Source organism: Streptomyces sp. NPDC057963 (assembly GCF_042887155.1).
Classification (GTDB): Bacteria; Actinomycetota; Actinomycetes; order Streptomycetales; family Streptomycetaceae; genus Streptomyces.
Genome location: NZ_JBHVPX010000024.1, coordinates 61,216 through 85,182, shown reverse-complemented (window position 1 = coordinate 85,182; position 23,967 = coordinate 61,216). Strand labels below are relative to the sequence as shown.

The 23,967-nt window shown below is 69.0% G+C and carries 20 protein-coding genes and 2 pseudogenes; 17 read left to right on the top strand and 5 right to left on the bottom strand.

All coding sequences use genetic code 11. From position 1 onward, the window contains the following. From ACFVT1_RS34670 to ACFVT1_RS34660, 3 genes and pseudogenes are all read right to left on the bottom strand, one after another. The coding region (locus ACFVT1_RS34670) for a transposase (protein WP_389802975.1) at positions 1 to 218 on the bottom strand (218 nt) is incomplete at its 3' end. Between the two features lie 326 nt (positions 219 to 544). Next, positions 545 to 979 (bottom strand): annotated as a pseudogene (locus tag ACFVT1_RS34665) (transposase); the annotation flags it as partial. Positions 980 to 1,215: 236 nt separating this feature from the next. Next, positions 1,216 to 1,635, bottom strand: a pseudogene (locus ACFVT1_RS34660) (transposase); the annotation flags it as partial. A gap of 995 nt (positions 1,636 to 2,630) precedes the next feature. Between ACFVT1_RS34660 and ACFVT1_RS34655 the strand changes: the two are divergent. The 9 genes from ACFVT1_RS34655 (at position 2,631) to ACFVT1_RS34615 (ending at position 10,925) form a co-directional block, all read left to right on the top strand. Then, a complete protein-coding gene (locus tag ACFVT1_RS34655) occupies positions 2,631 to 3,353 on the top strand; it encodes an LmbU family transcriptional regulator (protein WP_389802973.1) in 723 nt (240 codons plus the stop codon). 409 nt (positions 3,354 to 3,762) lie between these two features. Then, positions 3,763 to 4,266, top strand: coding sequence for a hypothetical protein (locus ACFVT1_RS34650; protein WP_389802970.1), 504 nt, complete (start codon positions 3,763 to 3,765; stop codon positions 4,264 to 4,266). 44 nt (positions 4,267 to 4,310) lie between these two features. Continuing rightward, positions 4,311 to 5,168: a DUF4097 domain-containing protein gene (locus ACFVT1_RS34645; RefSeq protein WP_389802969.1), complete on the top strand. Its 858-nt coding sequence runs from the start codon at positions 4,311 to 4,313 to the stop codon at positions 5,166 to 5,168. 181 nt (positions 5,169 to 5,349) lie between these two features. Next, complete coding sequence (locus tag ACFVT1_RS34640) at positions 5,350 to 6,357, top strand: ABC transporter ATP-binding protein (protein WP_389802966.1); 1,008 nt, start codon at positions 5,350 to 5,352, stop codon at positions 6,355 to 6,357. After that, the gene (locus ACFVT1_RS34635; RefSeq protein ID WP_389802964.1) at positions 6,354 to 7,202 is read left to right on the top strand and encodes an ABC transporter permease; all 849 of its coding nucleotides are present in this window, start codon (positions 6,354 to 6,356) and stop codon (positions 7,200 to 7,202) included. The genes ACFVT1_RS34640 and ACFVT1_RS34635 overlap by 4 nt, the downstream gene beginning before the upstream one ends. 471 nt (positions 7,203 to 7,673) lie before the next feature. Then, positions 7,674 to 7,889: an MbtH family protein gene (locus ACFVT1_RS34630; RefSeq protein WP_389802961.1), complete on the top strand. Its 216-nt coding sequence runs from the start codon at positions 7,674 to 7,676 to the stop codon at positions 7,887 to 7,889. Positions 7,890 to 8,152: 263 nt separating this feature from the next. After that, complete coding sequence (gene pcaC / locus ACFVT1_RS34625; protein ID WP_389802958.1) at positions 8,153 to 9,427, top strand: 4-carboxymuconolactone decarboxylase; 1,275 nt, start codon at positions 8,153 to 8,155, stop codon at positions 9,425 to 9,427. 13 nt (positions 9,428 to 9,440) lie between these two features. Beyond that, on the top strand, positions 9,441 to 10,097 hold the full coding sequence (locus ACFVT1_RS34620; protein ID WP_389802956.1) for an MBL fold metallo-hydrolase: 657 nt from the start codon (positions 9,441 to 9,443) through the stop codon (positions 10,095 to 10,097). A gap of 48 nt (positions 10,098 to 10,145) precedes the next feature. After that, positions 10,146 to 10,925: an exodeoxyribonuclease III gene (locus ACFVT1_RS34615; protein WP_389802953.1), complete on the top strand. Its 780-nt coding sequence runs from the start codon at positions 10,146 to 10,148 to the stop codon at positions 10,923 to 10,925. 148 nt (positions 10,926 to 11,073) lie between these two features. Here ACFVT1_RS34615 and ACFVT1_RS34610 read toward each other — a convergent pair whose 3' ends face one another. Next, on the bottom strand, positions 11,074 to 12,363 hold the full coding sequence (locus ACFVT1_RS34610; RefSeq protein WP_389802950.1) for a Cmx/CmrA family chloramphenicol efflux MFS transporter: 1,290 nt from the start codon (positions 12,361 to 12,363) through the stop codon (positions 11,074 to 11,076). A gap of 920 nt (positions 12,364 to 13,283) precedes the next feature. On the opposite strand from ACFVT1_RS34610, the gene ACFVT1_RS34605 reads away from it, so the two are divergent. The 6 genes from ACFVT1_RS34605 to ACFVT1_RS34580 all read left to right on the top strand — a co-directional run bounded on the left by ACFVT1_RS34605 (position 13,284) and on the right by ACFVT1_RS34580 (position 19,370). After that, a complete protein-coding gene (locus ACFVT1_RS34605) occupies positions 13,284 to 13,724 on the top strand; it encodes a DUF6278 family protein (RefSeq protein ID WP_389802947.1) in 441 nt (146 codons plus the stop codon). A 123-nt stretch (positions 13,725 to 13,847) separates the two neighbouring features. Continuing rightward, complete coding sequence (locus tag ACFVT1_RS34600) at positions 13,848 to 14,591, top strand: amino acid ABC transporter ATP-binding protein (protein WP_389802988.1); 744 nt, start codon at positions 13,848 to 13,850, stop codon at positions 14,589 to 14,591. A 14-nt stretch (positions 14,592 to 14,605) separates the two neighbouring features. Then, positions 14,606 to 15,517, top strand: a complete 912-nt coding sequence (locus ACFVT1_RS34595; protein WP_389802986.1) for a glutamate ABC transporter substrate-binding protein — start codon at positions 14,606 to 14,608, stop codon at positions 15,515 to 15,517. Between the two features lie 17 nt (positions 15,518 to 15,534). Further along, positions 15,535 to 16,179, top strand: a complete 645-nt coding sequence (locus ACFVT1_RS34590; RefSeq protein ID WP_389802944.1) for an amino acid ABC transporter permease — start codon at positions 15,535 to 15,537, stop codon at positions 16,177 to 16,179. Continuing rightward, complete coding sequence (locus ACFVT1_RS34585) at positions 16,176 to 17,048, top strand: amino acid ABC transporter permease (RefSeq protein ID WP_389802941.1); 873 nt, start codon at positions 16,176 to 16,178, stop codon at positions 17,046 to 17,048. The genes ACFVT1_RS34590 and ACFVT1_RS34585 overlap by 4 nt, the downstream gene beginning before the upstream one ends. A 741-nt stretch (positions 17,049 to 17,789) precedes the next feature. Beyond that, complete coding sequence (locus ACFVT1_RS34580) at positions 17,790 to 19,370, top strand: VCBS repeat-containing protein (RefSeq protein ID WP_389802939.1); 1,581 nt, start codon at positions 17,790 to 17,792, stop codon at positions 19,368 to 19,370. Between the two features lie 314 nt (positions 19,371 to 19,684). On the opposite strand, the gene ACFVT1_RS34575 is transcribed toward ACFVT1_RS34580, so the two are convergent. Beyond that, positions 19,685 to 20,896 carry an Ig-like domain-containing protein gene (locus ACFVT1_RS34575; RefSeq protein WP_389802936.1) on the bottom strand — a complete coding sequence of 404 codons (1,212 nt, stop codon included), beginning with the start codon at positions 20,894 to 20,896 and terminating at the stop codon, positions 19,685 to 19,687. 225 nt (positions 20,897 to 21,121) lie between these two features. On the opposite strand from ACFVT1_RS34575, the gene ACFVT1_RS34570 reads away from it, so the two are divergent. Both ACFVT1_RS34570 and murJ read left to right on the top strand, forming a co-directional pair. Then, positions 21,122 to 22,285, top strand: coding sequence for a lipid II:glycine glycyltransferase FemX (locus ACFVT1_RS34570; protein WP_389802933.1), 1,164 nt, complete (start codon positions 21,122 to 21,124; stop codon positions 22,283 to 22,285). Beyond that, positions 22,282 to 23,946: a murein biosynthesis integral membrane protein MurJ gene (gene murJ, locus ACFVT1_RS34565; protein ID WP_389802930.1), complete on the top strand. Its 1,665-nt coding sequence runs from the start codon at positions 22,282 to 22,284 to the stop codon at positions 23,944 to 23,946. The genes ACFVT1_RS34570 and murJ overlap by 4 nt, the downstream gene beginning before the upstream one ends. Positions 23,947 to 23,967 lie beyond the last annotated feature (21 nt).

Genomic DNA, 23,967 nt, shown 5'->3' with positions numbered 1-23,967 from the left:
CGCCGGTGGGCAGTCGACTTCGAGATCCCGAAGCACGGCGGCAACGCCCGCCAGGCACACCCGCTCACCAGCACGTAGACGATGGCCGCAAACAGGGTCTCATCAGGCGTGTCCTGCGTCCCGCCGCCCTGCGGACGCACCTTCGACGGCGGGATCAACGGCTTCGCGATCTCCCACAGCCCGTCCGGAACAATCCAACTCCACGCATCCCGCCCCATGAACAGCTCAACGAGTGATCACCACACAGGACACGGTCTAAGTCCGTTTCTGGTAGCGGCCTCGTCCGGGTTGGGTGAGGAAGCTTTGGCGGAGGAGGCGTGCGAGGCGGCTTCGGGTGATGTTGACGGATGCCTCGTCAGTGGGCAGGTTGAGGAGTTCGTGAAGTTCACGGGCCCGGAACACCTGGCCGGCGTGCTGGTTGAAGGCGTTCACGATGGCCTGGTAGGCAGTGCTCGTCTCGGTCTGAGGCGGGTCGGGTTCGGTTGCTGCCGGGGCGGCTTCCGCGATGACTTTCCGGGTGATGTCCAGCTCCGTGAGTCGGGCCCACGGCCAGCCCGCGCTTGACGCCCGACACCTTCTTGTTGACGTCCAGTCCCGTCGTGGTCTTCGGGACACCGGCAGCCGCACGCACGGACTGGGTGTCGGTGATCACGAGGGACGGGTCCTCTAATCGGCGGGCCTTCTCCCGCACCTGGCAGCACAGGAGTTCCTGGATCCGCTGGTCCAGGCCGTCCTCGCGCCACAGGCTGAAGTAGTAGAACGCCGCCGACCAGGACGGCAGGTCATGGGGAAGGTAGCGCCACTGACAGCCTGTCCGGTTCTGGTAGAAGATCGCGTTCACGACCTCCCGCAGGTCACAGGATCCCCGGTCACCGGTCGCCGACCGTGTCACTCGGTCCTGCTTCCAGCCCGTGATCATTGGCTCCAGCAAGGCCCACTGCTCGTCCGATAAGTCGCTCGGATACGGCTCTCTGCCCATGCCCCGAATCCCGGCATGTCCATGCCCAACGCCAGCCCCGTACTGCAACCAGTCACACGATCGAGCGATCACGAATCGAGGAAGATCGGACTTAACGTCCACTGAAATGCTCCACGTCGGCGACCGTCGAGGTTGGTCGGCTCGACGAACAGGTATGCAAGCCAGAGCCGGCCTGAGTGGGGTCTGTCAAACGAACGGATCTGTCTCACTTGTGGTGGTGGCGGAGGGGTGAAGCTTCCCAAGAGGATGCGATGGCGGAGGAGGGGGAAGCTTGCCCGGCCATACATCTGGCGTTTGATCAGTTTTGTCTTGTCGTTGACTTCTTCGGTGCCACCGTTGTGATGAGGGCAGGTGAGGTCGGCGTTCACTGCGTCGCGGTCTCTCTTGAGGCCCCGGGTGAAGGCGTGCAGGTGAGGCAGGTCCTCGGCCTGTACCGAGGTGATCCACATGCTCGGCAGGATGCTGTACTCCTCCGCGGGCTCCAGCAGTGTGGCGAACGTGTGGATGAGACCGGTGAGGGCACTCATCTGCGGGCAGGCTGCGGTGGCAGCCTCGATCCGTTCTCGTTGGTGGTCTTTGAGGTGGTCGGGGTGGGTGAGGAGGTAGCGGGCCAGCCGGCGCGGTGAGAGCGCTGGGCGGTCGGCCTCGACGCGGCCACCTTCACGGCGACGGTCCGTCCCCCTCGGACCGCGCGAGGTACACCCGGCCCATGCCCCCTTCTCCGAGCACCCCGAGAAGCCGATAGGGCCCTATCGCACGCGGATCGTCCGGGTTCAGAAGGTCCATACAAGGACGATACGTCAGGGAAAGATGGGCGGGGTGAGCCAGACTCACCTGCTGTGCTTGGTATTTGGCTGGTTCCTGACTCGGAACCCCCGCTGTTGGCCCCCGAAGATGCCGAAGGCGTGGGAGACGTCGGCGGGAAGGCCGTCCGCGACAGCTCTTTCCCGGCGCATCTCCACGGGCGAGTACGGCGGCCGCGAGACCTCGAACCACTCGCCACCCACATGGGTGGCGGCGTGGCACCAGAGACAGGACCAGATCTCCTCCTGCCGGAAAGTCGGCAGCGCCGGTCATCGCCACATCGCTCGTCCGCACACATCGCACCCCACGAGCGGATCCTCACCGATCATGGCGGAATGGCGAACTTGTTCTCCGTCGAACTTTCACGCAACGGCCTCCGAGCGCGCCGCAGGCGGGCGGTGAGGTGGCGGGGAGAACGATCGGACCCGGCGCAGACCGATCGCCGAACGGGAGCTCCGTCACCGGCTGCGGGCCCGGGCCGAAGACCGGATCCGCGCCGCCACTGCTCTGACGCGCAGCGGCCCGGAGATGTGACCGCGGCGGCGAATTTTCCCTTCTATTGGGGATTGCCCCGTGATTTCCCGTGCAATTCTCCGACATGTACGCCGGGTTTCATGTCGGGAAAATAAGCGGACCCAATCGCTCAGGTGTTCCTGCCTCAGGATTCGGGAATAAGCCGTTGTGAAATCAAACGATTGCGTGTATCTGTAGTGTATGCAATAGTATTGCTCGACCTTGAATTAAGCATGAGAGAGCGCGCGCCTCAGTTGGTCACGTAATTAATTTCCTTGACCAGGATTTCTTTTCTCCTGTACGGGGCCGGGACTATCGCTACGGGGTGATTTGGATGGATTCCACCACTGACGTTCAGGACGCAAAGGTTGTATGGGCGCACCGATCGACCGCTTCGATACTGAGGCGCCAGAGGAAAGGTGGTGAACGCCCCGCGCACGGCCAGGTGCTCACCACCAGGGTGGGTCTTGAGATACCCGTGGATCTCACCTTCGAGGACTGGGAGCGCGCAGGTCAGCAGCTTGCTAGTGTCGTCAACTCATCGGTGTGGTGGCTCGGCGACTGGTTGGTGCACGGCCGGGACAATTTCTCCGACCGCTATAAACGGGGAGTGCGTGAAGCTGGTCTCAGCTACCAGACGCTGCGTAACTACGCCTGGGTTTCCCGCCGCTTTGAATTAAGTCGCAGGCGACCGTGCCTCAGTTTTCAGCATCATGCCGAAGTGGCCTCCCTCTCGGTTCCGGAGCAGGAATTATTCCTGGACCGCTCGGAGCAGATGCGATGGAATACGAAGCAGCTGAGAAGCGCGATTCGCGACGCGCATGAAGACGTCTCGGGGTGTGGTAAGAAAGCGTCGGAGGTGCAGCGGCTCGCGGTCCCCGCGAACCGCCTCCAGTGGTGGCGCGAAGCCGCCGAAGAGTCCGGTATCGACTTCGAGAAATGGGTTCTCGAAACCCTCGACGGAGCGGCCGGGCAGGCGCTGGATGAGGCGGATGGCATCGAGGGGGCCGAGGGCGCGTCGGACATCGTCGACGAGCTGGCCGCGCTGCGGCCCTGAGCGCCTGGCGCTACGGAGCCCCTACGGCCTCCCCGGAGGTCACCGCTTCCTTGAGGGCCGGCCTCCCGGAGGCGAGGTCTCCAATCGGCTATCTACCCCTATGGCTGGATTTGGCCACTTCATGGCGTGGTCGCCTCTCCTTGATGGGCCCTCTCCTTCTTGTAACGGTGCCGGTGTGGCGCCAGGTTCCCCTGTGGTGCCGCTCTGTCCTGTCGATCGGACAGAGTGGCACCTTAAGGCGCCATCGGTATTCGCCGTAGTGCAAGAATGGCGCCACCTCAAGGGCCCCAAATTTACTGACATTTGGTTCGTTAATGGGATATCGCGATTGAGTGGCGGCGGTATGCGGCAGCAAAGGGGCGCCACTGTGGCGATTGCCTGGGTGCCATAGGTGTGTCACTGTGGCGCCATGGACTTGACGCCCTATGTCGACAGCCTGCGCCGCGACTTCCTGGCCGCGGCGCAGGCACGTGGCGAGGATGCCCTCGCACTCGGGGAGGAACTCACCTCGGCGTTCGACTCGTCAGTCCGGCTCACGCTGCTCAAGGCGCTGTCGGATGCGGCGGAAGAGATCACCAGCGACCTCGTTCTGGGGTCGGTCGAGGTACACCTGCACGGCCGCGGCCTCAGCTTCGTGGTGGCTCCGCAGCCCCTCGAACCGTCGCTCGACGACGGCGGTGCCGGGTATGGCGACGAGAGCCCGCCGGTGGAGACCGGCGGCGACCCCGCCCGGATCAACTTCCGTCCCTCCGAAGGTCTCAAGGCCCAGGTCGAGGAGGCGGCGAGCCGGGAGCGGCTCTTGGTCAACGCCTGGCTGGTGCGGACCGTCACCGTCGCGCTCCGTGCCGGAAACCGGCGCGCCGAACGGCGCGGACCCCCGGGAACCAGGCACTTCAGCGGCTGGTCGCGGTAGCGAGCCATGAATACGCAAACGGGCCCATGAGGGAAGGACCGGCAGTGGCCAGTTTCGACACCCCAGAACCGATCACCGCGTTGATCGAGATCGCCGTCGGGGGCATCAGGCTCATAGCGAGTGACCGTATGGACACCGTCGTGGAGGTACGCCCCACCGACAGTTCCAGGGTGTCCGACGTCGAGGCCGCTGAACAGGTACGAGTCGACTTCTCACGCGGCAGGTTGCTGGTCAGGACGGCCACCCGGCTACTGCGACGCTCCGAAGCCTCCCGCGAGGACGGTGGTTCGGTCGCGGTGACGGTGGAACTGCCCGAGGGATCGAGCGTGCGGGGCGGCTCCGCTTGGGCGGCCGTGCGCTCCCTGGGCCGCCTCGGCGCGGTCCACTTCGAGACCGTACAGAGTGACATCACGCTCGACCGGACGGGGCCGCTGCACCTCACCGCCGTCTCCGGCGACGTGTCCGTGGCCCATATGACGGGCCACGGCAAGATAACCAAGAAGTCCGGCGCGGTGCACATTGGCGAGATCGAGGGCACCGCGGTGATCAAGAACGACCACGGTGCCAACTCTGTCGGGGAAGTCACCGGCACCCTGAGGGTGACCGGGGTCAACGGCGACATCGACATCGCCCGCGCCTACGGCGGCGTCGAGGCCAAGACGGCCTACGGCAGCATCAGGGTCGGCGAGGTCAGACGCGGCCTCGTCCTGCTGACCGCCGCGTCGGGCGATGTCGAGGTCGGCATCCGCGAGGGCACCGCGGTGAAGTACGACGTGAGCACTGTCTCCGGCTATGTGCACAACTCGCTGGAATCGGCGGAGGGGCCGGGCGACCTGGTGGACATCGTCGGGGTCCGGGTCCGCACCTTCGACGGAGATGTGGGGATCCGCCGGTCCGAGTGACCACAGACCTGTCGGCGGGACGGTCGCGCACCGTCCGGTCGGCGTCAGCGCGGTGGCCCGGAGCCGGCTGTATCCCCCGTCCGGTATCCGGGCCGCCGCTTGTTTTAGGACTGACGTTCCCCCGGGGCACGCGCCCCGCGCGGTTCTCAGACGTAGATCTTTGACAAGGAGAGGAACAACCATGCACACGAGCGAGGAGGTCGTGCTCGATGTCGAGGGCCTGCGCATGCGCTACGGCTCCACCGACGTCCTGCACGACGTGAACTTCCAGGTGCGGCAGGGTGAAGTGATGTGTCTGCTCGGCCCGAACGGCGCCGGGAAGAGCACCACGATCGAGGTCATGGAAGGCTTCCGGGCGCGGTCGGCCGGCCGGGTCGAGGTGTTAGGCACCGACCCCGAGCACGGCGACGAGCGGTGGCGGGCGCGGGTCGGAGTCGTACTCCAGTCATGGCGCGACCACGGCCGCTGGTACGTACGCGAACTGCTCGCCCACCTCGGCAGCTATTACGCCGCCTACTCCACGGACACGATCAAACGGCCCTGGGACCCCGACGAACTCGTCGCGTCCGTTGGTCTCACCGAGCACGCACACAAAAAGGTCAGGATGCTCTCCGGCGGCCAGCGCCGCAGGCTGGACGTGGCCGTCGGCATCGCGGGCCGCCCCGAGCTCCTCTTCCTCGACGAACCCACCGCGGGCCTGGACCCGGTGGCGCGCCGCGAGTTCCACGAGCTCGTGGGCCGACTCGCCCACGAGCAGGAGACGACGATCCTGCTGACCACGCACGACCTGCAGGAGGCCGAGAAGCTCGCGGACCGCATCATGATCCTCGACGGCGGGCGGATCATCGGCGACGGCACCGCGAAGGAACTCGCCCAGAGCATCGCGGGCGAGGACACGGTCCGCTGGACCCGGCAGGGACGGCAGAACGAGCAGTCCACCGCCGACTCCACGAAGTTCGTCTTCGATCTGTTCAAGAAGTACGGCGAGGAGATCGCCGACCTGGAGGTCCGCAGGGCCTCGCTGGAGGACACCTACCTCACCATGGTGAGGAAGGCCGAGTCGGGCGAGAACAAGGAACAGGGACAGGAACAGGAACAGGAATCCGACGGGGCGCCGGACACGGCGGCGGGCCCGGCGAGCACGACGGCGGGCGAGGCGGCGGCCGCGAACGAAGGAGCGGCCCGATGAACCCGACCACCACGGCCCTGCGCGCGGGCTGGACCCGCGGCATGATCGAGATCCGGCAGTCCGTCACCAACACCGGAGACATCTTCAACCACTTCTTCTGGCCCGTGCTGATGCTGGTCGTCATGTTCTTCATGCGCGACGTCGACTTCGGCAGCAGCGGATTCATGCTCGGCACCCTCGTGCTCCCCAGTATCCTCGGCATGAACGCCTCGATGGCCATGGTCACCATGAGCCAGCAGCTCACCGCCGACCGCGAGGACGGCACCCTGCTGCGGGCGAAGGCAACCCCCAACGGCATGGTGGGCTATCTTGTCGGCAAGATCCTCTCGGTCTCCGGCTGTCTGCTCATCGACCTCGCGATCTTCCTGATCCCCGGCCTGATCATCATCGACGGGCTCTCCATCGGCAGCGGGAGCGCCTGGCTGACCCTCGCCTGGGTGCTGGTCCTCGGACTGATGGCGACCCTGCCGATCGGCGCGGTGCTCGGCTCGGTCTTCACCAGCGCCCGCAGCCAGGGCCTGCTGATACTGCCGATCCTCGCCATGATCGGTATCTCCGGCATCTTCTACCCGATCACCTCCCTGCCCGACTGGGTCCAGGGCCTCGCCCAGGTGTTCCCGGTCTACTGGCTCGGCCTCGGTATGCGCTCCGCGCTGCTGTCGGACGCCGCGGTCAGTGTCGAGATCGGCGACTCCTGGCGGCACCTGGAGACCGTGGGGGTGCTCGGCGGCTGGGCCCTGGTCGGCCTGCTGCTCGCCCCGGCGGTGCTGCGCCGCATGGCGCGCCGCGAGTCCGGGTCGAGCGTCGCCGCCCGCAGGGAGAAGGCCCTGCAGCGCGTCGGCTGATCAGCCAGGCGCGGTGCTTCAACCCGCGTTTGTACGTACGCAGTTGGGCCCCGCTGCCCGGCCGGCAGGCCAAGCGACGGGGCCCAGCTGCCTGTCCGGGGCGCGGAGCTCAGGGCACGTCGTCGCCCTCGTACGCCGCGCGCACCGGCCGGACTGGTGGCTGCAGAACGGGCCCACCGACCGCTTCGACAAGGACTGCTTCGTCGCAGGCGGCCCTGCTCGCGAATTTCCTCACCGGCTGTTCCGCCGACCGCGGCGTACGGCACATCGTGGACGACGTGCTCGATGTCCAGCTCGACGAGCGCGGCTGGCGGCCGGCTCTACAGATCTGCGCACTGTGCGTCCCGGGCGGCTGCGAGCCCCACAGTGGCGACGTCCGCTCGGTGCCGGAGAGAAGGCCGGTCTCGGCGAGGATCACGGGGTACGGGGCCGGGGCACGACGGCACCCGTGGGGCAGATGGAGATCCGCATATGAGTATCAACCCGTTCGACGACGACAACGGCAGCTTCCACGTCCTGGTCAATGACGAGGACCAGCACTCGCTGTGGCCCGTGTTCGCCCCCGTGCCCGACGGCTGGCGCGTCGTCTTCGGCGAGGACACCCGCCAGAAGTGCCTTGAGTACGTGGAGGAGAACTGGACCGACATGCGGCCCAGGAGTCTCCAGCGGGCCATGGCCGAGGATTGACCGAGCTTGATCCTTGGACACCATCCGCTATCGATCAAGGGGGCCGGCCTGGTCGGACAGGATTCCTGATCGGGTGGGCGCGCGAGGGCCGGCGCATGACAGCGGGGCCTCTCGGCTGTTCGGGGGTGTGAACCGAACCGAGAGCCGGGAGGCCCCACTGCCGCGGGCTCCCGGCAGTGCCCGGGCCTGTCGCCAGGAGAAGGCCGGAGCCGCTGGGTTCCCCCGGCGATGTGCGATCTCGTGAGATATGGGAGCGTGAGCGGGTGAGTGAGACGACGACTGAAACCCTGCAATACCGCTTTGACGGGCCGGAAGACGCACCGATCCTGATCCTGGGGCCCTCCCTCGGTACGTCATGGCACATGTGGGACCGGCAGATACCGGAGCTCATCCAGCACTGGCGGGTCCTCCGCTTCGACCTCCCCGGTCACGGCGGCGCCCCCGCCCACCCGGCCTCCGCCGTCACCGAACTCGCCGACCGGCTGCTGGCCACCCTCGAAGGGCTCGGCGTCCAGCGCTTCGGGTACGCGGGCTGCTCCCTCGGCGGCGCGATCGGCGCCGACCTCGCGCTGCGCCACCCGCACCGGGTCGCCTCGCTCGCCCTGGTCGCCGCCTCGCCCCGGTTCGGCAGCGCCGACGAATTCCGCCAGCGCGGTGTGGTCGTCCGCACCAACGGCCTGGAGCCGATGGCCCGCACCGCGCCGGAGCGCTGGTTCACCCCCGGTTTCGCCGCCGCCCAGCCGGCCATCGTCGAGTGGGCCGTCCAGATGGTCCGCACCACCGACCCCGGCTGCTACATCGCCGCCTGCGAAGCCCTCGCCGCCTTCGACATCCGCAGCGAACTCGGCCGCATCACCGTTCCGACGCTCGTCCTGGTCGGCGCCGAGGACCGGGTCACCGGGCCCGGCGACGCCCGCACCCTGGTCGCGGGCATACCCGACGCCCGGCTCGCCCTCGTCCCCGGCGCCTCCCACCTCGCCCCGGTCGAGCAGCCCGGAGCCGTCACCGACCTGCTGCTCACCCACTTCTCCGCGGCCTGGCAGGACACCCTCGCGGCCATCCCCGTCCCGCCCTCCACTCCGCAGCTCTCCAGCCCCGTGCTGCCGGTCGCGGAGATCACCGCCGCCGCACCGCCGGAGGCCACCACCACCGGACGCGCCGACCCGTACGAGCCCGGCATGAAGGTGCGCCGCGAGGTGCTGGGCGACGCCCACGTGGACGGGGCCCTGGCCGCCTCCGACGACTTCACCGGTGACTTCCAGGAACTCGTCACGCGTTACGCCTGGGGCGAGGTGTGGACCCGGGAGGGCCTGGACCGCCGTACCCGCAGCTGCGTCACGCTCACCGCGCTGGTCGCCTCCGGCCGCCTGGAGAGCCTGGCCGCGCACGTCACGGCCGCGCTGCGCAACGGTCTCACCCCGGCCGAGATCAAGGAGGTGCTGATGCAGACAGCCGTGTACTGCGGCGTGCCGGCCGCGAGCGCCGCGTTCTCGATCGCCCAGACCGTGATTCAGGAAGAAACAACGCCCCGCCCGTAGCAGGATGGGACCCATGAACGCCGCGAACCCCGTGCACCTGACACTGACCAAGAAGACGCACTCCTGCATCCGTCTGGAGAAGGACGGGCGGACGCTCGTCATCGACCCGGGCGGCTTCTCGGAGCAGGACGCCACCGTCGGCGCCGACGCGCTGCTGGTGACGCACGAGCACCCCGACCACTTCGACGAGGCGCGGCTGCGCGCCGGGATGGAAGCCAACCCGGCCGCCGAGATCTGGACCCTGCGCAGCGTCGCCGACCGGCTGTCCGCGGCTTTCCCCGGCCGCGTCCACACCGTCGGCCACGGCGACACCTTCTCCGCCGCCGGCTTCGACGTAACGGTCCACGGCGAGCTGCACGCGGTGATCCACCCGGACATCCCCCGGATCACCAACATCGGCTTCCTGGTGGACGGCTCGGTCTTCCATCCGGGCGACGCGCTCACCGTTCCCGAGCGGCCGGTCGACACCCTGATGCTCCCGGTGATGGCCCCCTGGAACAAGATCTCCGAGGTCATCGACTACGTACGCGAGGTCAAGCCGCGCCGCGCCATCGACATCCACGACGCCCTGCTCACCGACCTCGCCCGCCCGATCTACGACAACCAGATCGGCAGCCTCGGCGGCACCGACCACGGCCGGCTGACCCCGGGGGAATCGACCGGCCTGTGACCTCCGCCGGTCCGGCGACTGTCAGTGGGAGCCGCTAGGTTTACGTACATGCGCATCGCAACCTGGAACGTCAATTCGATCACCGCCCGGCTCCCGAGGCTGCTGGCCTGGCTGGAGAGCACCGGCACGGATGTGCTGTGCATCCAGGAGACCAAGTGCACCGCGGAGCAGTTCCCGGCGGACGCGCTCCGCGAGCTCGGCTACGAGTCCGCGGTCAACGCCACGGGCCGGTGGAACGGGGTCGCGCTGGTCTCCCGGGTCGGCCTGTCCGACGTAGTCCAGGGACTGCCCGAAGGCCCCGAGTACGACGGGGTGCAGGAGCCCCGGGCGATCTCCGCGACCTGCGGCCCGGTCCGGGTCTGGTCGGTCTACGTACCCAACGGCCGCGAGATCGAGCACGCGCACTACGCGTACAAGCTGCGCTGGTTCGAGGCCCTGCAGAAGGCTGTTGCCGCGGACGCCGCGGGCCCGCAGCCGTTCGCGGTCCTCGGCGACTTCAACGTGGCCCCGACCGATGAGGACGTCTGGGACCCGGCGCTGTTCGTGGGCGCCACCCACGTCACTCCCGCCGAGCGCGCCGCCCTCGCCGCACTGCGCCGCGAAGGGCTGTCCGACGTCATGCCCCGCCCGCTCAAGTACGACCGCCCGTACACCTTCTGGGACTACCGGGAGCTGCGCTTCCCGAAGAACAAGGGCATGCGGATCGACCTCGTCTACGGCAACGCCCCCTTCGTCGCGGCGGTCAAGGACAGCTACGTGGACCGGGAGGAACGCAAGGGCAAGGGCGCGTCCGACCACGCCCCGGTGGTCGTGGACCTCGACATCTGACAACCCTGAGCCGCAGCCGCAGCCGCAGCCGCAGCCGCAGCCGCAGCCGCAGCCGCAGTTACGACCACGGCTTGGCGTGCTGCGGGCAGAACCCGGCGCGCCGGAGGCGGCCGGGCGCCGCGCATCCCGGCCGCCGAGCCCGTCGTTGTCAGTGGTCGCCGATACGGTGGTTGATGTCCTTATCCCGCTTGCTGGCTGCTTGCTGTGACGAGGACAGCCCCGCCCGTTCAGCGCCGGGCGGGGCCTCATCCACCCCCTGTCGGACCGCGGGAGTCCGGTCGCCGCTCCGGTCGGCCGCGCGGAGCGTTCCCAGCGACGCCCAGGCGCTGCCCAATGCCAGGACCATCAGCAGCGCGCTCACCCACAGCGGCGAGCGGAAACCGAGTCCCGCACCGATCGCGAGCCCGCCGAACCAGGGGCCGAGCGCGCCGCCCACGTTGAACGCGGACGTGGCGAAGGAGCCGGACAGGGTCGGTGCGTCCGGCGCCAGCCGGAACACCCACGAGATCAGCGCCGTCCCCGTACCGAACGCGAGCATTCCCTGGACGAGGACGAGTGCGACCGTCGCGAGCGGGCTTCCCGCGGTCGATGCCAACGCGGCCCAGCCGACGGCGAGCGCGACCAGACCGGCCGCGGTGAGGGGGAGGGGGCGCGCGTCGACGACCCGGCCGGCGACCGTGACCCCGACGAACGAGCCCAGGCCGAACAGCGCGAGCAGCACGGGCACCCAGCCGGCACCGAGTCCGGTGACCCGGGTGGCGAGCGGTTCGAAGTAGGAGAACGCACAGAACGTCGCCCCTTGCACGAGGGCGCTCGTCAGCAGCGTCAGCAGCAGCCGCGGGCGGGTCAGGGCCCGCAGCTCGACGCGGGCGCGCGCGGGGACGGCCTCGGGCCGCGTCCCCGGAATCGTCCTGGCGATCACGACGACGGCCGGTACGGAGACGAGCGCCACGGCCCAGAAGGCCGACCGCCACCCCCATTGCCCGCCCAGCGCCGCACCGGCGGGCACCCCGGCCACACAGGCGATGGTGACGCCCCCGACCACCACGGACGTGGCGCGTGCTCGGGCCTCCGGCCCGACCATGGAGACCGCGGTCACCAGGGCCACGGCCCAGAACCCGGCGTTGGCCAGCGCCCCGACGACGCGTGTCGCGAGGAGCACCCCGTAGCCGGGGGTGAGCGCGCCGACGACATGGACGGCGCTGAAGACACACAGGAAGAACAGCAGGGCGCGGCGGCGCGGCCAGTTGCGGCTGAAGAGCGCCATCAACGGCGCCCCGACGACCATTCCGATCGCGAAGGCCGAGGTCAGCAGCCCGGCGGCCGGAATGGATACGTGGAGGTCGGCGGCGATGTCCGAGACCAGACCGGACAGCATGAATTCGGATGTGCCCTGGGCGAAGACGGCGAGCCCGAGCGCGTACACGGCAAAAGGCATGAAGGAACCCCATGGACGGCTGATGGATGGACCAGGCAGAGGGCGGTGGGCCGCGCCCGCCCGTCCGGACGGGCGGCAACGCGGAAGAACGTCCGCAGTGTTCAGGGACGGGACTCGGCAACGCGCGGCAGACGCAGGTGCCGGAGAATCCGCGCACGCGGGCACGCACAGGCGTGTCACGGGCGCCGACGGGGAAAGCGCAGCCCACACCGGGGTGGTCCTGCGGCGGCAGCCGGGCGGAACGGCCCCATCACCGGAACTTGGCCGTGCGGGGTCGACTCGACAGCGGTTCGGCCACCGGCGGACCGGTGGCTAGCCTCTGTCGGACTCGGGGCTGGACATGGTCATGAAGCTACCAGCCCGGATCCCCTCGCCTCCACCCCTTTCCGCCGGAGCGGCAGAAGCAACCGGAGCGGCTTCGGGGTGCCCGCAGGGCGGCCGCTTACTGATGACCACCCTCCGCCGGCCTCCGGCTCCGAGGCGCGGGCCTGTTGCGTCCGCGCCCGGAGTGACGAAGAAGACGGCGACTGCACGGCGGGGCGATGGGGGACCCGGCGCCGTCGCGCGGTATCGGTGTGGTCGGTGGGCGCCGATTGATCCCCACCGCACGGGTGCGAACGGGCGCCCACTCGGTCGGGTGGCCGACGGGAGGCGGGATTTCATCGGCGGCCACCGTGCCGGTCCGGTCGCGGCTCACACCCCGAGGTGTGGCGAACCGGGGCCGGTTTTGTGTCATGGTGAGCTGATGTTCGCATTTCGTGGCGCCGACGTGACGGGAGTCCGGTGGGAGTCGAGTGGGAGATGGTCATGGTGAACGTGAGTGAATGGACGCCGGTCGGGGCCGACGGGTCGGTGTTCCGGTGCGAGGCCGACCGTGGGGTGGCTGTATCCAGCAGTGTGGTGCCGCAGGGAATCCGATCATGAACATCCCGTTCCTGGACAACTGGCGCAAGCGTCACGGCGGTACGCGCGGAACGGGGCTCGCCGCCGCCGTGGCGGTCGATCCCGAGGGGGTGGCCGAACTACTCGCCGAGTGCGAGCTGTTGCGCGTCCGGGCGGCTCAGCGGGGGCTCGAACTCGACGACAGCCCGGCCTCGTTGGCGGCTCTGGACCAGTTGCCGCCGCGCTGGCGCGACGATCCGGAGGAACTGCCCTGGCTGGGCAATGACGCGGGGCTCTACCTCGGCACGGTACTGGTACGCAATGTCTCCGGCGCGGCGTGGAGCATCTGGCCGAGCGGGCAGCCCGTGGTGCGGCTCGCTTCGGGGCGGGAGATCGATGTGGTCGAGGCCGGACTGGGCTGGGCGATGACGGGCAGCCCCGAGCTTTCGCAGGTGTACTCGGAGTCGGCCGAGGGGTAGAGCTTTCATCAAAACCAGATAAGACGCCTTATGCCCCATTTATGCGTGTCGAAGGCGAAGCCCCTTTTCGCGCTGGATAGTTTGCGCTGACCTCGACATAGCGACAAGTGGGTGGGGCAGGGTATGGCCGTCGATCCGTTGATCGAACTGCGGGACGTCAACAAGTTCTACGGGCAGTTGCACGTACTGCGGGACATCAATCTCACCGTGGGCCGGGGGGAGGTGGTGGTGGTCATCGGCCCCTCGGGCTCCGGCAAGTCGACGCTCTGCCGGACCATCAACCGGCTTGAGACGATCGAGTCGGGCCGCATCGCGATCGACGGCAGACCCCTCCCCGAGGAGGGGAAGGGGCTGGCCCAGCTGCGGGCCGAAGTGGGCATGGTCTTCCAGTCGTTCAACCTGTTCGCGCACAAGACCGTGCTGGACAATGTCTCGCTCGCCCAGCTCAAGGTCCGCAAGCGGAAGAAGGACGAGGCCGACCGGCGCTCCCGGGAGCTGCTGGAGCGGGTCGGACTCGCCGCGCACGCCGGCAAGCTCCCCGCGCAGCTCTCCGGCGGCCAGCAGCAACGGGTGGCCATCGCCCGCGCCCTCGCCATGGACCCCAAGGCGCTGCTCTTCGACGAGCCCACCTCGGCACTCGACCCGGAGATGATCAACGAGGTGCTGGAGGTCATGCAGCAGCTCGCCCGGGACGGGATGACCATGGTCGTCGTCACGCACGAGATGGGCTTCGCCCGCTCCGCCGCCAACCGCGTGGTCTTCATGGCCGACGGCCGCGTCGTCGAGGACCGCACTCCCGAGGCGTTCTTCACCGCTCCGGAGAGCGACCGTGCCAAGGACTTCCTGTCCAAGATCCTCAAGCACTGACGGGAGGCGCCGTGTTGCGTACGAGAAAAGTACTGGCCGCCTGTGCCGGTCTCCTGCTGGCCGTGCTCGCCGCCGGATGCGGGAAGGAGGGCAGCCCGCCGGTGAAGGGGCCGAAGGCCGGGCAGTTGCCGGTGTACAAGGTCGACACCGGGTTCCGGCTGCCCGGGTCGCCGACCTGGAGCAAGGCGAAGAAGCGCGGCTACCTCCGGGTCGGGGCCAAGGAGGACCAGCCCTACCTCGGCGAGAAGGACCCGGCCACCGGCGTCTACTCAGGCTTCGACATCGAGATCGCCAGAATGATGGCGGCCTCGCTCGGCTTCGACCCGGAGACCATCCGCTTCAAGACCATCGCCTCCGCCAACCGCGAGACGGCACTGCAGAACGGCCAGATCGACTACTACGTCGGCACCTACACCATCAACGCCCTGCGCAAGAAGCTCGTCGGCTTCGCGGGGCCCTACTTCATGGCCGGGCAGTCGCTGCTCGTCCGCACCGACGAACACGACATCAACGGCCCGCAGGACCTGGACGGCAGGACGGTCTGCTCGGCAGCGGGATCGACCCCGTACCAGCGCATCGCGGCCGACTACCCGAAGGCGGTCCTGGTCGCCTACGACACGTACTCGATCTGCGTCGACAATCTGCTGACCTACCAGGTCGACGCCGTCACCACCGACAACGCGATCCTGCTGGGCTTCGCCGCCAAGGCGCCCAAGGAGCTGAAGGTGGTGGGCAAGCCGTTCTCCGAGGAGCCGTACGGCATCGGCGTCCCGCGCAGCGACAACGCGCTGCGGTTCGCCCTCAACGACGCCCTGGAGGCCAACGAGAGGAACGGCAACTGGAGGAAGGCGTTCGAGGCCACACTCGGACTCTCGGGAGCACCCGCGCCGACCCCGCCGCCCATCGACCGCTACCCGGCGACCTGAGAGGGCGGGCATCGACCATGAACGTACTCACAGAGAACTTCTCGCTCTACGGCAAGGGCTTCCTCGGCACGGTCGAGCTGACCGTCTACTCCTCGATCCTGGCCCTGCTCCTCGGCTTCTTCATGGCCTCCTGCCGGGTGGCCCCCGTCGGCTCGCTCCGGGTGCTCGGCGCGGTCTGGGTGACGGTGCTGCGCAACACGCCTCTGACGCTGCTCTTCTTCGCCGTCCTGCTCGGGCTCCCGCGCTTCGGACTGGTGCTTCCCTTCAAGATCTTCGCGGTCCTCGCGCTCGGCTGCTACACCTCTGCCTTCATCTGCGAGGTGCTGCGCTCCGGCATCAACACCGTGCCGAGGGGGCAGGGCGAGGCGGCTCGCAGCCTCGGCCTGACGTTCGGCCAGACGCTGCACGCCATCGTGCTGCCGCAGGCGTTCCGTTCGGTGATCCCGCCGATCGGCTCGACGCTGATCGCCCTCGCCAAGAACTCGGCGATCGCCGGGGCCTTCAGCGTCACCGAGCTGCTCGGCACCTACAAGACCCTCAACGAGCTGGGCTACAGCATCATCTGGACCTTCGTCTGGATCGCCGTCGGCTACCTGATCATCACCCTGTCCATCAGTGCGCTCTTCAACGCGATGGAGAAGCGCTGGGGAGTCGCCCGATGACCACCCGCACCGTGCCGCCCGCCACCGCGCTCTACGACATCCCGGGACCGGTCGCCCGCAGACGCCACCGTCTGTACGGGATCGTCTCGACGGCCCTGATCCTCGCCCTGGTCGGCTGGATCGTTTATCTGCTCGTCGACACCGGACAGTTCACCGCCGCCAAATGGACGCCCTTCGCGTACAAGGGCATCCAGGAGCTGCTGCTGCGCGGACTGGGCAACACCCTCAAGGCGTTCGGGTACGCCGCGGTGCTCTCCCTCGTACTCGGAGCGGTGCTCGCTGTCGGCCGGCTCTCCGAACACCGGACCGTACGCCGGCTGTCGACGCTTCTGGTCGAGTTCTTCCGGGCCATGCCCGTACTGGTGATGATCTTCTTCATCTTCGTGGCCCTGAAGGTGCAGCCCCTGCCCGCACTGGTCACCGGCCTGACGCTGTACAACGGCTCCGTGCTCGCCGAGGTGTTCCGCACCGGGATCAACTCGGTGGACCGCGGCCAGCGCGAGGCCGCGTACGCCCTCGGGATGCGCAAGACCCAGGTCACCACCTTCGTACTGGCCCCGCAGGCGGTGCGCGCCATGCTGCCCACGATCATCAGCCAGCTGGTGGTGGCGCTGAAGGACACCTCGCTCGGCTACCTGATCACCTACGAGGAATTCCTCCACGCGGGCAAGCTCATCGCCTCCAATCTCGACTACGATCTCCCCTTCATCCCCGTGGTGATGGTGATCTCACCGATCTACATCGGGATGTGCATGCTGCTCTCCTGGTTCGCGACGTGGGTGGCCAAGCGGGAGCGGCGCAATCCGAAGACGAAGGCCGTGGAGGTCGCACCGGCCGAACCAGGAACGCTGCTGCCGGGTGTGCAGTAGCGGGGACCCGCTGCGAAGCGGTCTCCGAGGAGCAGTGTCCCGTCCGGCAGCAGCCGGTGATCACTTCTTGCGCGAGGGAACGGGCCCGTGTGCCGGGCCCGCCGAGAGCGAGGAGAAGGTCAGCTGCGAGCCGGTCGGGTCGTGCTCCGCGCACAGCGGGTCGACCGTGTCGACCGTCAGGGCGAACCGGTGACCGGCCGGGACGCCGCAGGTGGCGGAGGAGAGCTCCGGGCCTGCGGCGGAGCGGCCGGCCCGGCGTCTGCCCGTGGAAGGTACAGGGGGCGTTACCGACCAGCTTGCCCGGGCCGGCGGCCCTTCGTCGTGGAGATGCGCGACGAAGGGCCGCTCCCTTTGCTGCCGGCCGGTGCGGTCGAGTCCGGCCGTGCTCCCGATGTCGGCCTGTGAGGAAAAGGGTGGAATCCTGTGCCCCATTGTGATGGATCTGTGACGACCGGCATGCGTTGATGTCCGACATGCTCCCTTGTTGGTGCCGATATCCCAGGACAAGATCGACTTCTGCTTCTCGGGCTGTCATGGGTGGGGATCTCGGGTGACCGGGGTGGGGAAGAGTCGCCGAGACACCTGATCAAGGGGTGTTGGCGCCGAATGTCCGCCGCGTGAATTCCGTATCGATCGTCCCTCTTGCCTCTTGTGCGGATGCGAGGGTCTTACGACCTGTCGGTCGCCAACGGGCCGTCCATGTGCGGGTCCGTCGCTCGAACGGAATAGAGACAGGGATACATGTCGTACGTTGCTGATGAGAAAGGTGCGCCGCGCTGCCGCCGGGTGCGGCGCACCGTGGTGCGTGGGGCGCTGGCCGTTCTTCTGGCCGCGGTGATGCTCTCGGCCGGACAGGCCCCGCCCTTCGGGTCACGGGCGGCCGCTGCGGCACCCTGTGCCGGCACTGTGGCCCCGGACTTCAATGGCGACGGGGTGCGCGATGTCGCTATCGCCGACCCGCAGGCCACGGTCTCCGGCAAGGAGCGGGCCGGCCTCGTCAGAATCGTGCTGGGCGGCGGCAAAGGCGTGGTGGAGGTCTCCCAGGACACTCCCAACGTGGCCGACAGCGCGGAACCGGGGGACCAGTTCGGCTTCTCGATGGCCGTGTACGACGCAGATCTCGATGGGTGCAGCGACCTGGCCGTCGGGATCCCCTACGAGGACGTCGGAACCGTCAAGGACGCCGGTTACGTGCAGATCATCTACGGCTCCACGGGGACCGTCGGCCAGGAAAAGCCCAGCAGGGGCTTCGTCCAAGGTGCCGATCAGCCGTTGGGCGGTGGGCCCGAGACCGGCGACTGGCTCGGCTACGCGGTCGCAGCAGGCAAGTCGGCGTCCGGTTACCCCTTCCTGGTCATAGGGGTGCCCGGCGAGGACGGTGCCGGCGGAGTGGACATGGGCATCATCCACTACGTGTACGGAACGGACTACAAGGCGGCGTCCGTCAGCCAGGACACCACCGGGGTCTGGGAGGACGCGGAGCCTCACGACCGCTTCGGCGCCTCGATCGCGGCGACGGACAGGCACTTCGTGGTCGGCGCTCCGGGGGAGAGCATCGGGGCTGTCCCCTTCGCCGGTGCTGTCGTCGCATTCCGGCCGTCGATCAACACGGACGGCATTCCGGACCCGCTGTTCGGCATGGGCCAAGGCCGTACGCCGGGGCCCGATCTCGCGGCTCAGGAAGGCGACCGGTACGGGACTTCGCTGGCGATGGCACCGTACCGCCCGAGCGGGGCGGCGACGACCACCGACTCGATGCTCGCGGTGGGCGTCCCGGGCGAGGACCTGGGAAGCATCGTGGACGCCGGGGCGGTGCAGGTGTACCAGATCAAGGCCGACGGAACGGTCGCGGAGACCCAGTGGATCGACCAGGACGTGCCCGACGTCGAGGGAGAGGCGGAGCCCCGTGACTTCTTCGGGCAGCAGCTCGCCGCTGTCAACACCACCACGAACGTGGTCAGTACCCCGGCCACGATGAGGTTGGCCGTGGGAGTTCCGGGCGAGGAGCCGGCGGCGGGGCAGGCGGACCAGGGCGGCGTGGCACTGTTCTCCATGCTCGGAGCTCCCGGAGCCGCCGACAGCTGGATCGAGCCGGGCGGCGGAATTCCTTCGCAGCCCGCTCCACGGCAGTTCGCCGGCATGAGTCTGGGCGGCAACCCGGCCCTGTTGTACGTGGGCATGCCCTACGGCCCGGAGGCGGGACGCGCGGTCTACGGCTTCTCCTGGAACACCGCCAACGGCGGTACCCCCAGTCAGACCTTCAGACCGGGCGAGGGCGGCCTTCCCGCCGGCGGTGTCGCCTTCGGCGCCACCGTCCGCTGATCGAGACGAACGACGTTGCGGGGGACCCGTTTCCGACGGCCTCGCCGGCCACAGGACCGGGTTCCCCGGGGCGACCGCAGCCTTGATCCGCACGTCAGGTCCTGCGGCGAGGAGGAGTCGGGGGATGCGGACGTCGCCCCGGCTGCGGCATCGGCCGCCGGGGCCGCAGCGAGGGCGGCCCCGGCGAACAGGGCGACGCCCGTTCCGCGGGAGACGGTGGGGTGCGGAGCGGGGCACGGTCGCGGCAGCGGTCGCTCCTCACGCGTTTCGGGGCGAAGCGACTCGGTGTCCCCGGCGCGGTGCGGCCGTGCGGCTCACTTCAGCGCGCTCTTCGCCTGCCAGTCGGGCCACGCCACATTCCACGCCCCGTATCCGTTGCCCTCCGCGACCGTGCCCTTGGCGTCGGCGCCGGTGATCTCGAACGGGTCGCCGACCCGCACCTGCTGGTACAGCGAAGTGGCGTTGGCATCACTCATTCCGACACAGCCCGAGCTGTGGTTGGCCACCCCGAAGTAGGCGGCGTTCCACGGTGCCGCGTGGGCGTACATCCCCGACCAGGTCAGCCGCATCGACGAGTCGACCATTTTGTCGTAGGCATCGCCCAGGCCGACCGTCTCGGAGCGCATGTTGATCGTGCCCTCCTTGGCCATCAGCACGGCCGTGCCGCGCCAGGACGCCTTCTCGCCGCCCGGGGTGCCGGCCGACATGGGCACGTCCATGACGGTCTTCCCGTCCCGCTTCAGTGCCAGCCGGTGGCGGTCGAGGTCGACCTTGACCACCTGGTCGGCGCCGATCGTGAAGGTGGTCCGGTAGTCGCGGACGAACCAGCCGCCGGACGGGCCCGAGTCGATGCCGTTGAGATCGGCGTCGAGCGTGACCTTCGTACCGGACTTCCAGTACTCCTTGGGCCGCCAGTCGACGCGGTCCTTGCCGGAGTAGTCCTGCAGCCAGCCCCAGGAGCCCTCGGTGTTGTTCGAGGTGGAGACCTTCAGGGCCTTCTCGACCGCCGCCCGGTCCTTCACCGGGTTGTCGAAGACGATCGACAGGGGCTGGGCGACGCCGACGGTGGTGTTCTTGCCGGGGGCCAGCGTCAGCTTGTTGACCTTGCCGGCCCCGGCGGTGGTGAACCCGGCCTTGTCGCTGCCGCCCTCGGTGTCCTTCGCCTCGACGCGGTACGTGGTGCCGGGCGCGGCCGGCCGGTCCGACGTCCAGGTCCTGCCGTCGGCGGATATCCGGCCGGTGAGCGCGTCTCCCTCGGCCGCGCTCACCGTGACCGCCTTCAGCTTTCCGGCGCCGAGGGTCACCTTCACCGGCTGCCCGGGAGCGGCCCCGGAGCCCTGGAGGTTCACCGAGATCTTGGTTTCGTGTGCCGGTGCGCCCCCCGCCCCCTTGCCCGAGTCCGACGCCGACGCGCCGGAGCAGGCGGTGAGCGTGGCGCCGATCGCCGCGGTACCGGCGATCAGGGTGAGCCGGACCGGGCGGACGAGCGGGGCGGTACGACGTATGCGCCGGCGTGCAGAGAACAACGGAACAACCTCCAAGACCTTGCTTCTCACGGGTGGAGAGGCATCCACCCGACGATAGGTTCCGCAAAACGACCGAAATCCGGGAAATTCTCTGTGTGACATGGACCGCAGCACAACGGTCATCGTCCGGTCACATCCGCCGCTCGGCTCCGTCACGGACCGCTGTGAGCATCCTGTGCAGCCCCGCGGAGCCGACAGCGGGGCCGACCAGGGAGGGCCACGAACATGTCAGCGCTGCCCGCGACCGGAGACCGCAGCCATGACCACGAGCTGCGGATACGCGGCCTGACCGCCGTCGAGCACCGGGCCTTCGTGTCCACCCGCACGGACGCGAGCTTTCTGCAGTATCCGTCCTGGGCCTCGGTGAAGGACCAATGGGCCTCCGAAATGGTCGGCTGGCACGACGCCTTCGGCGAATTGACCGGAGCCGCGCTGGTGCTCTACCGGCAATTCCCGGGAACCCGCAAATACTTCGCCTACCTGCCGGAAGGCCCGGTGGCCGACTGGGCCGACCCCGATGTCGACCGGTGGCTGCGGCCGCTCATGGCACATCTGCGCAGGGCCGGTGCCTTCGCCGTACGGATCGGTCCCTCACCGGCGTACCGCCGCTGGGACACCGCCCGGCTCAAGGCGGCCACCGGACCGGGCCGCAAGGTCGGCGACGTACTCGCCACCGAGGTGGACCCGCTCGGCACGGCCGTCGCCGAACGGCTCCGGGCCCGCGGCTGGCGCCGCTGCGGCGACGGGGGAGACGACGCCGACGCGCAGCCGCGCCATGTCTTCCGGGTGCCGCTCGCCGGCCGGACCCCCGACGAACTGTGGGCGGGGCTCAACCAGGAGTGGCGCCGCAACGTCCGCAAGGCCCGGAAGGCCGGGGTGCGGATCGTCGTCGGCGGCGCGGCCGAACTCCCGGAATTCCACCGCCTGCTGCGGATCACCGAGGAGCGCGACGGCTTCCGGCTCGGCCGCTCCCTCGCGTACTACCAGCAGCAGTACGCCGTACTCAACGCCGAACACCCCGGCCGGATGAAGCTCTACCTCGCCGTCCACCAGGGCGAGATCCTGGCCGCCCACACGATGATCAGCACCGGTCGGCGGGTCTGGTACCAGACCGGCGCCTCCGCCGACCACCGTAGAGAGGTCAGGCCCAGCAACGCGCTGCAGTGGAAGATGATGCTCGATGCCCACGGGCTCGGTGCCGATGTGCACGACATGCGCGGGGTACCCTCCACCCTTGACCCCGACGACCGGCCCTTCGGGCTGCTGCGTTGGAAGCTCGGCACCGGCGGTCAGGTCGTCGAGACCCTCGGAGAGTGGGAGACATCGGTGGGCGGAGCCGCCAACAACACCCTGTACCGGGCGTTCCAGGCATACCTGGCCCGCCGATGACGGCGACCGGGACGACCCCTGCGAAGACCCCGAAGCGCACCTCCGGTTCGGTGCTGCGCAGCGGCGCGGTCATGGCGTCGGGCTCCATCGTCTCCCGGGCGACCGGCTTCGTGCGCTCGGCCGTCGTCGTCGCCGCGCTCGGCACCGGGCTCCAGGCGGACGGGTACACCGTCGCCAACACCGTGCCCAACATCCTCTACACGCTGCTCATCGGCGGCGCGCTCAACGCCGTCTTCGTCCCGGAGCTCGTGCGGGCGGCCAAGGACCACGCCGACGGCGGAGCCGCGTACACCGACCGGCTGCTCACCCTCTGCGCGATCGGACTCCTCGTCCTCACCGCGGTCACCGTCGTCGGCGCACCGTGGATCGTCTCGGTCTACGCTCCCGACTACCACGGCGCACAGGCCGAACTCACCATCGCCCTGGCCCGCTACTGCCTGCCGCAGATCCTCTTCTACGGACTGTTCACATTGCTCGGCCAAGTGCTCAACGCCCGCGACCGGTTCGGCGCGATGATGTGGACCCCGGTCCTCAACAACGTGGTGATCATCGCGGTGTTCGGGATCTACCTGGCCGTCGCGGCGGGCTCCGACGGTACGTTGACCGCGGCGCAGGCCCAGTGGCTCGGCTGGGGGACCACCGCGGGGATCGCCGTGCAGACGCTTGCCCTGGTGCCCGCGCTGCGCGCGGCGAGGTTCCGTTGGCGCCCCCGGTTCGACTGGCGGGGCAGCGGCCTCACCCGGCCGCTGCGCGCGGCCGGCTGGCTCGTCCTGCTCGTGCTGACCAATCAGATCGCCTACTGGGTGGTCACCCGGCTCTCCACCGCCACCGGTCAGCACGCCGTCGAACAGCATGTGGCGGGCGGCGTGGGCTACACCGCGTACAGCTACGCCTACCAACTGTGGGTGGTGCCGCACGGCATCGTGACCGTCTCGCTCGTCACCGCGCTGATGCCCCGGATGAGCCGGGCGGCCGCGGACGGCGATCTGACGGGCGTGCGGCGTGATGTCTCGTACGCCCTGCGCACCACGGCCGCGGCCGTGGTGCCCGCGGTGGCCGTGCTGTTCGCGCTGGCACCGTGGGTGATCGGGGCGGTGTACGGATACGGGCGTACGGGCGGGGCGGACATCACGGTGATGGCCGGGATGATGATGGCGTTCGCGCCGGGGCTGATCGCCTACTCCGGACAGTACGTGCTCTCCCGCGCCTTCTACGCGATGAGCGACACCCGCACCCCGTTCCTCCTCAACCTGGTGATCGCCGCACTCAACGCCGGGCTCTGCGTCGCCGCGTATCTGCTGCTGCCGGTCCGCTGGGCCGTGACCGGAATGGCCGGGGCATACTCCGTGGCGCTGTTCGTGGGCTTCGCTGCCACGGCGTACGTACTGCACCGCAGGGTCTGCGGCGCGGCCGCCGCCCGGCCCTCACTGCTGCGGTCGTCCGGGCTGTGGGCGCAGGTCCGCCTGGTGGTGGCGAGCGTGCCCGCCGGGCTGCTGGGGTACCTGGCCGCCCGCGCCGGGGCCGGGTACGGGGACTTCGCCGCGGTCGGGTCGGGGACCGTCGTACTCCTGCTCACGATGGCGCTGCTGGCCCGGCCGTTCCGCCTGCGGGAGATCAGCGCCGTGATCGCGGCGGGCCGGCGGCGGCTGCGGCGGGCGTGAACCCGCCGGGTGCCCGGCCCG

What these genes read in the sequence shown, in the direction of transcription:
- ACFVT1_RS34600 (WP_389802988.1), top strand. Translation starts at nt 13,848, where the DNA reads ATGGCCGTCGATCCGTTGATCGAACTGCGGGACGTCAACAAGTTCTAC.
- ACFVT1_RS34605 (WP_389802947.1), top strand. Translation starts at nt 13,284, where the DNA reads ATGAACATCCCGTTCCTGGACAACTGGCGCAAGCGTCACGGCGGTACG.
- ACFVT1_RS34610 (WP_389802950.1), bottom strand. Translation starts at nt 12,363, where the DNA reads ATGCCTTTTGCCGTGTACGCGCTCGGGCTCGCCGTCTTCGCCCAGGGC.
- ACFVT1_RS34580 (WP_389802939.1), top strand. Translation starts at nt 17,790, where the DNA reads ATGTCGTACGTTGCTGATGAGAAAGGTGCGCCGCGCTGCCGCCGGGTG.
- ACFVT1_RS34640 (WP_389802966.1), top strand. Translation starts at nt 5,350, where the DNA reads ATGCACACGAGCGAGGAGGTCGTGCTCGATGTCGAGGGCCTGCGCATG.
- ACFVT1_RS34570 (WP_389802933.1), top strand. Translation starts at nt 21,122, where the DNA reads ATGTCAGCGCTGCCCGCGACCGGAGACCGCAGCCATGACCACGAGCTG.
- ACFVT1_RS34630 (WP_389802961.1), top strand. Translation starts at nt 7,674, where the DNA reads ATGAGTATCAACCCGTTCGACGACGACAACGGCAGCTTCCACGTCCTG.
- ACFVT1_RS34590 (WP_389802944.1), top strand. Translation starts at nt 15,535, where the DNA reads ATGAACGTACTCACAGAGAACTTCTCGCTCTACGGCAAGGGCTTCCTC.
- murJ (WP_389802930.1), top strand. Translation starts at nt 22,282, where the DNA reads ATGACGGCGACCGGGACGACCCCTGCGAAGACCCCGAAGCGCACCTCC.
- ACFVT1_RS34650 (WP_389802970.1), top strand. Translation starts at nt 3,763, where the DNA reads ATGGACTTGACGCCCTATGTCGACAGCCTGCGCCGCGACTTCCTGGCC.
- ACFVT1_RS34620 (WP_389802956.1), top strand. Translation starts at nt 9,441, where the DNA reads ATGAACGCCGCGAACCCCGTGCACCTGACACTGACCAAGAAGACGCAC.
- ACFVT1_RS34585 (WP_389802941.1), top strand. Translation starts at nt 16,176, where the DNA reads ATGACCACCCGCACCGTGCCGCCCGCCACCGCGCTCTACGACATCCCG.
- ACFVT1_RS34615 (WP_389802953.1), top strand. Translation starts at nt 10,146, where the DNA reads ATGCGCATCGCAACCTGGAACGTCAATTCGATCACCGCCCGGCTCCCG.
- ACFVT1_RS34655 (WP_389802973.1), top strand. Translation starts at nt 2,631, where the DNA reads ATGGATTCCACCACTGACGTTCAGGACGCAAAGGTTGTATGGGCGCAC.
- ACFVT1_RS34635 (WP_389802964.1), top strand. Translation starts at nt 6,354, where the DNA reads ATGAACCCGACCACCACGGCCCTGCGCGCGGGCTGGACCCGCGGCATG.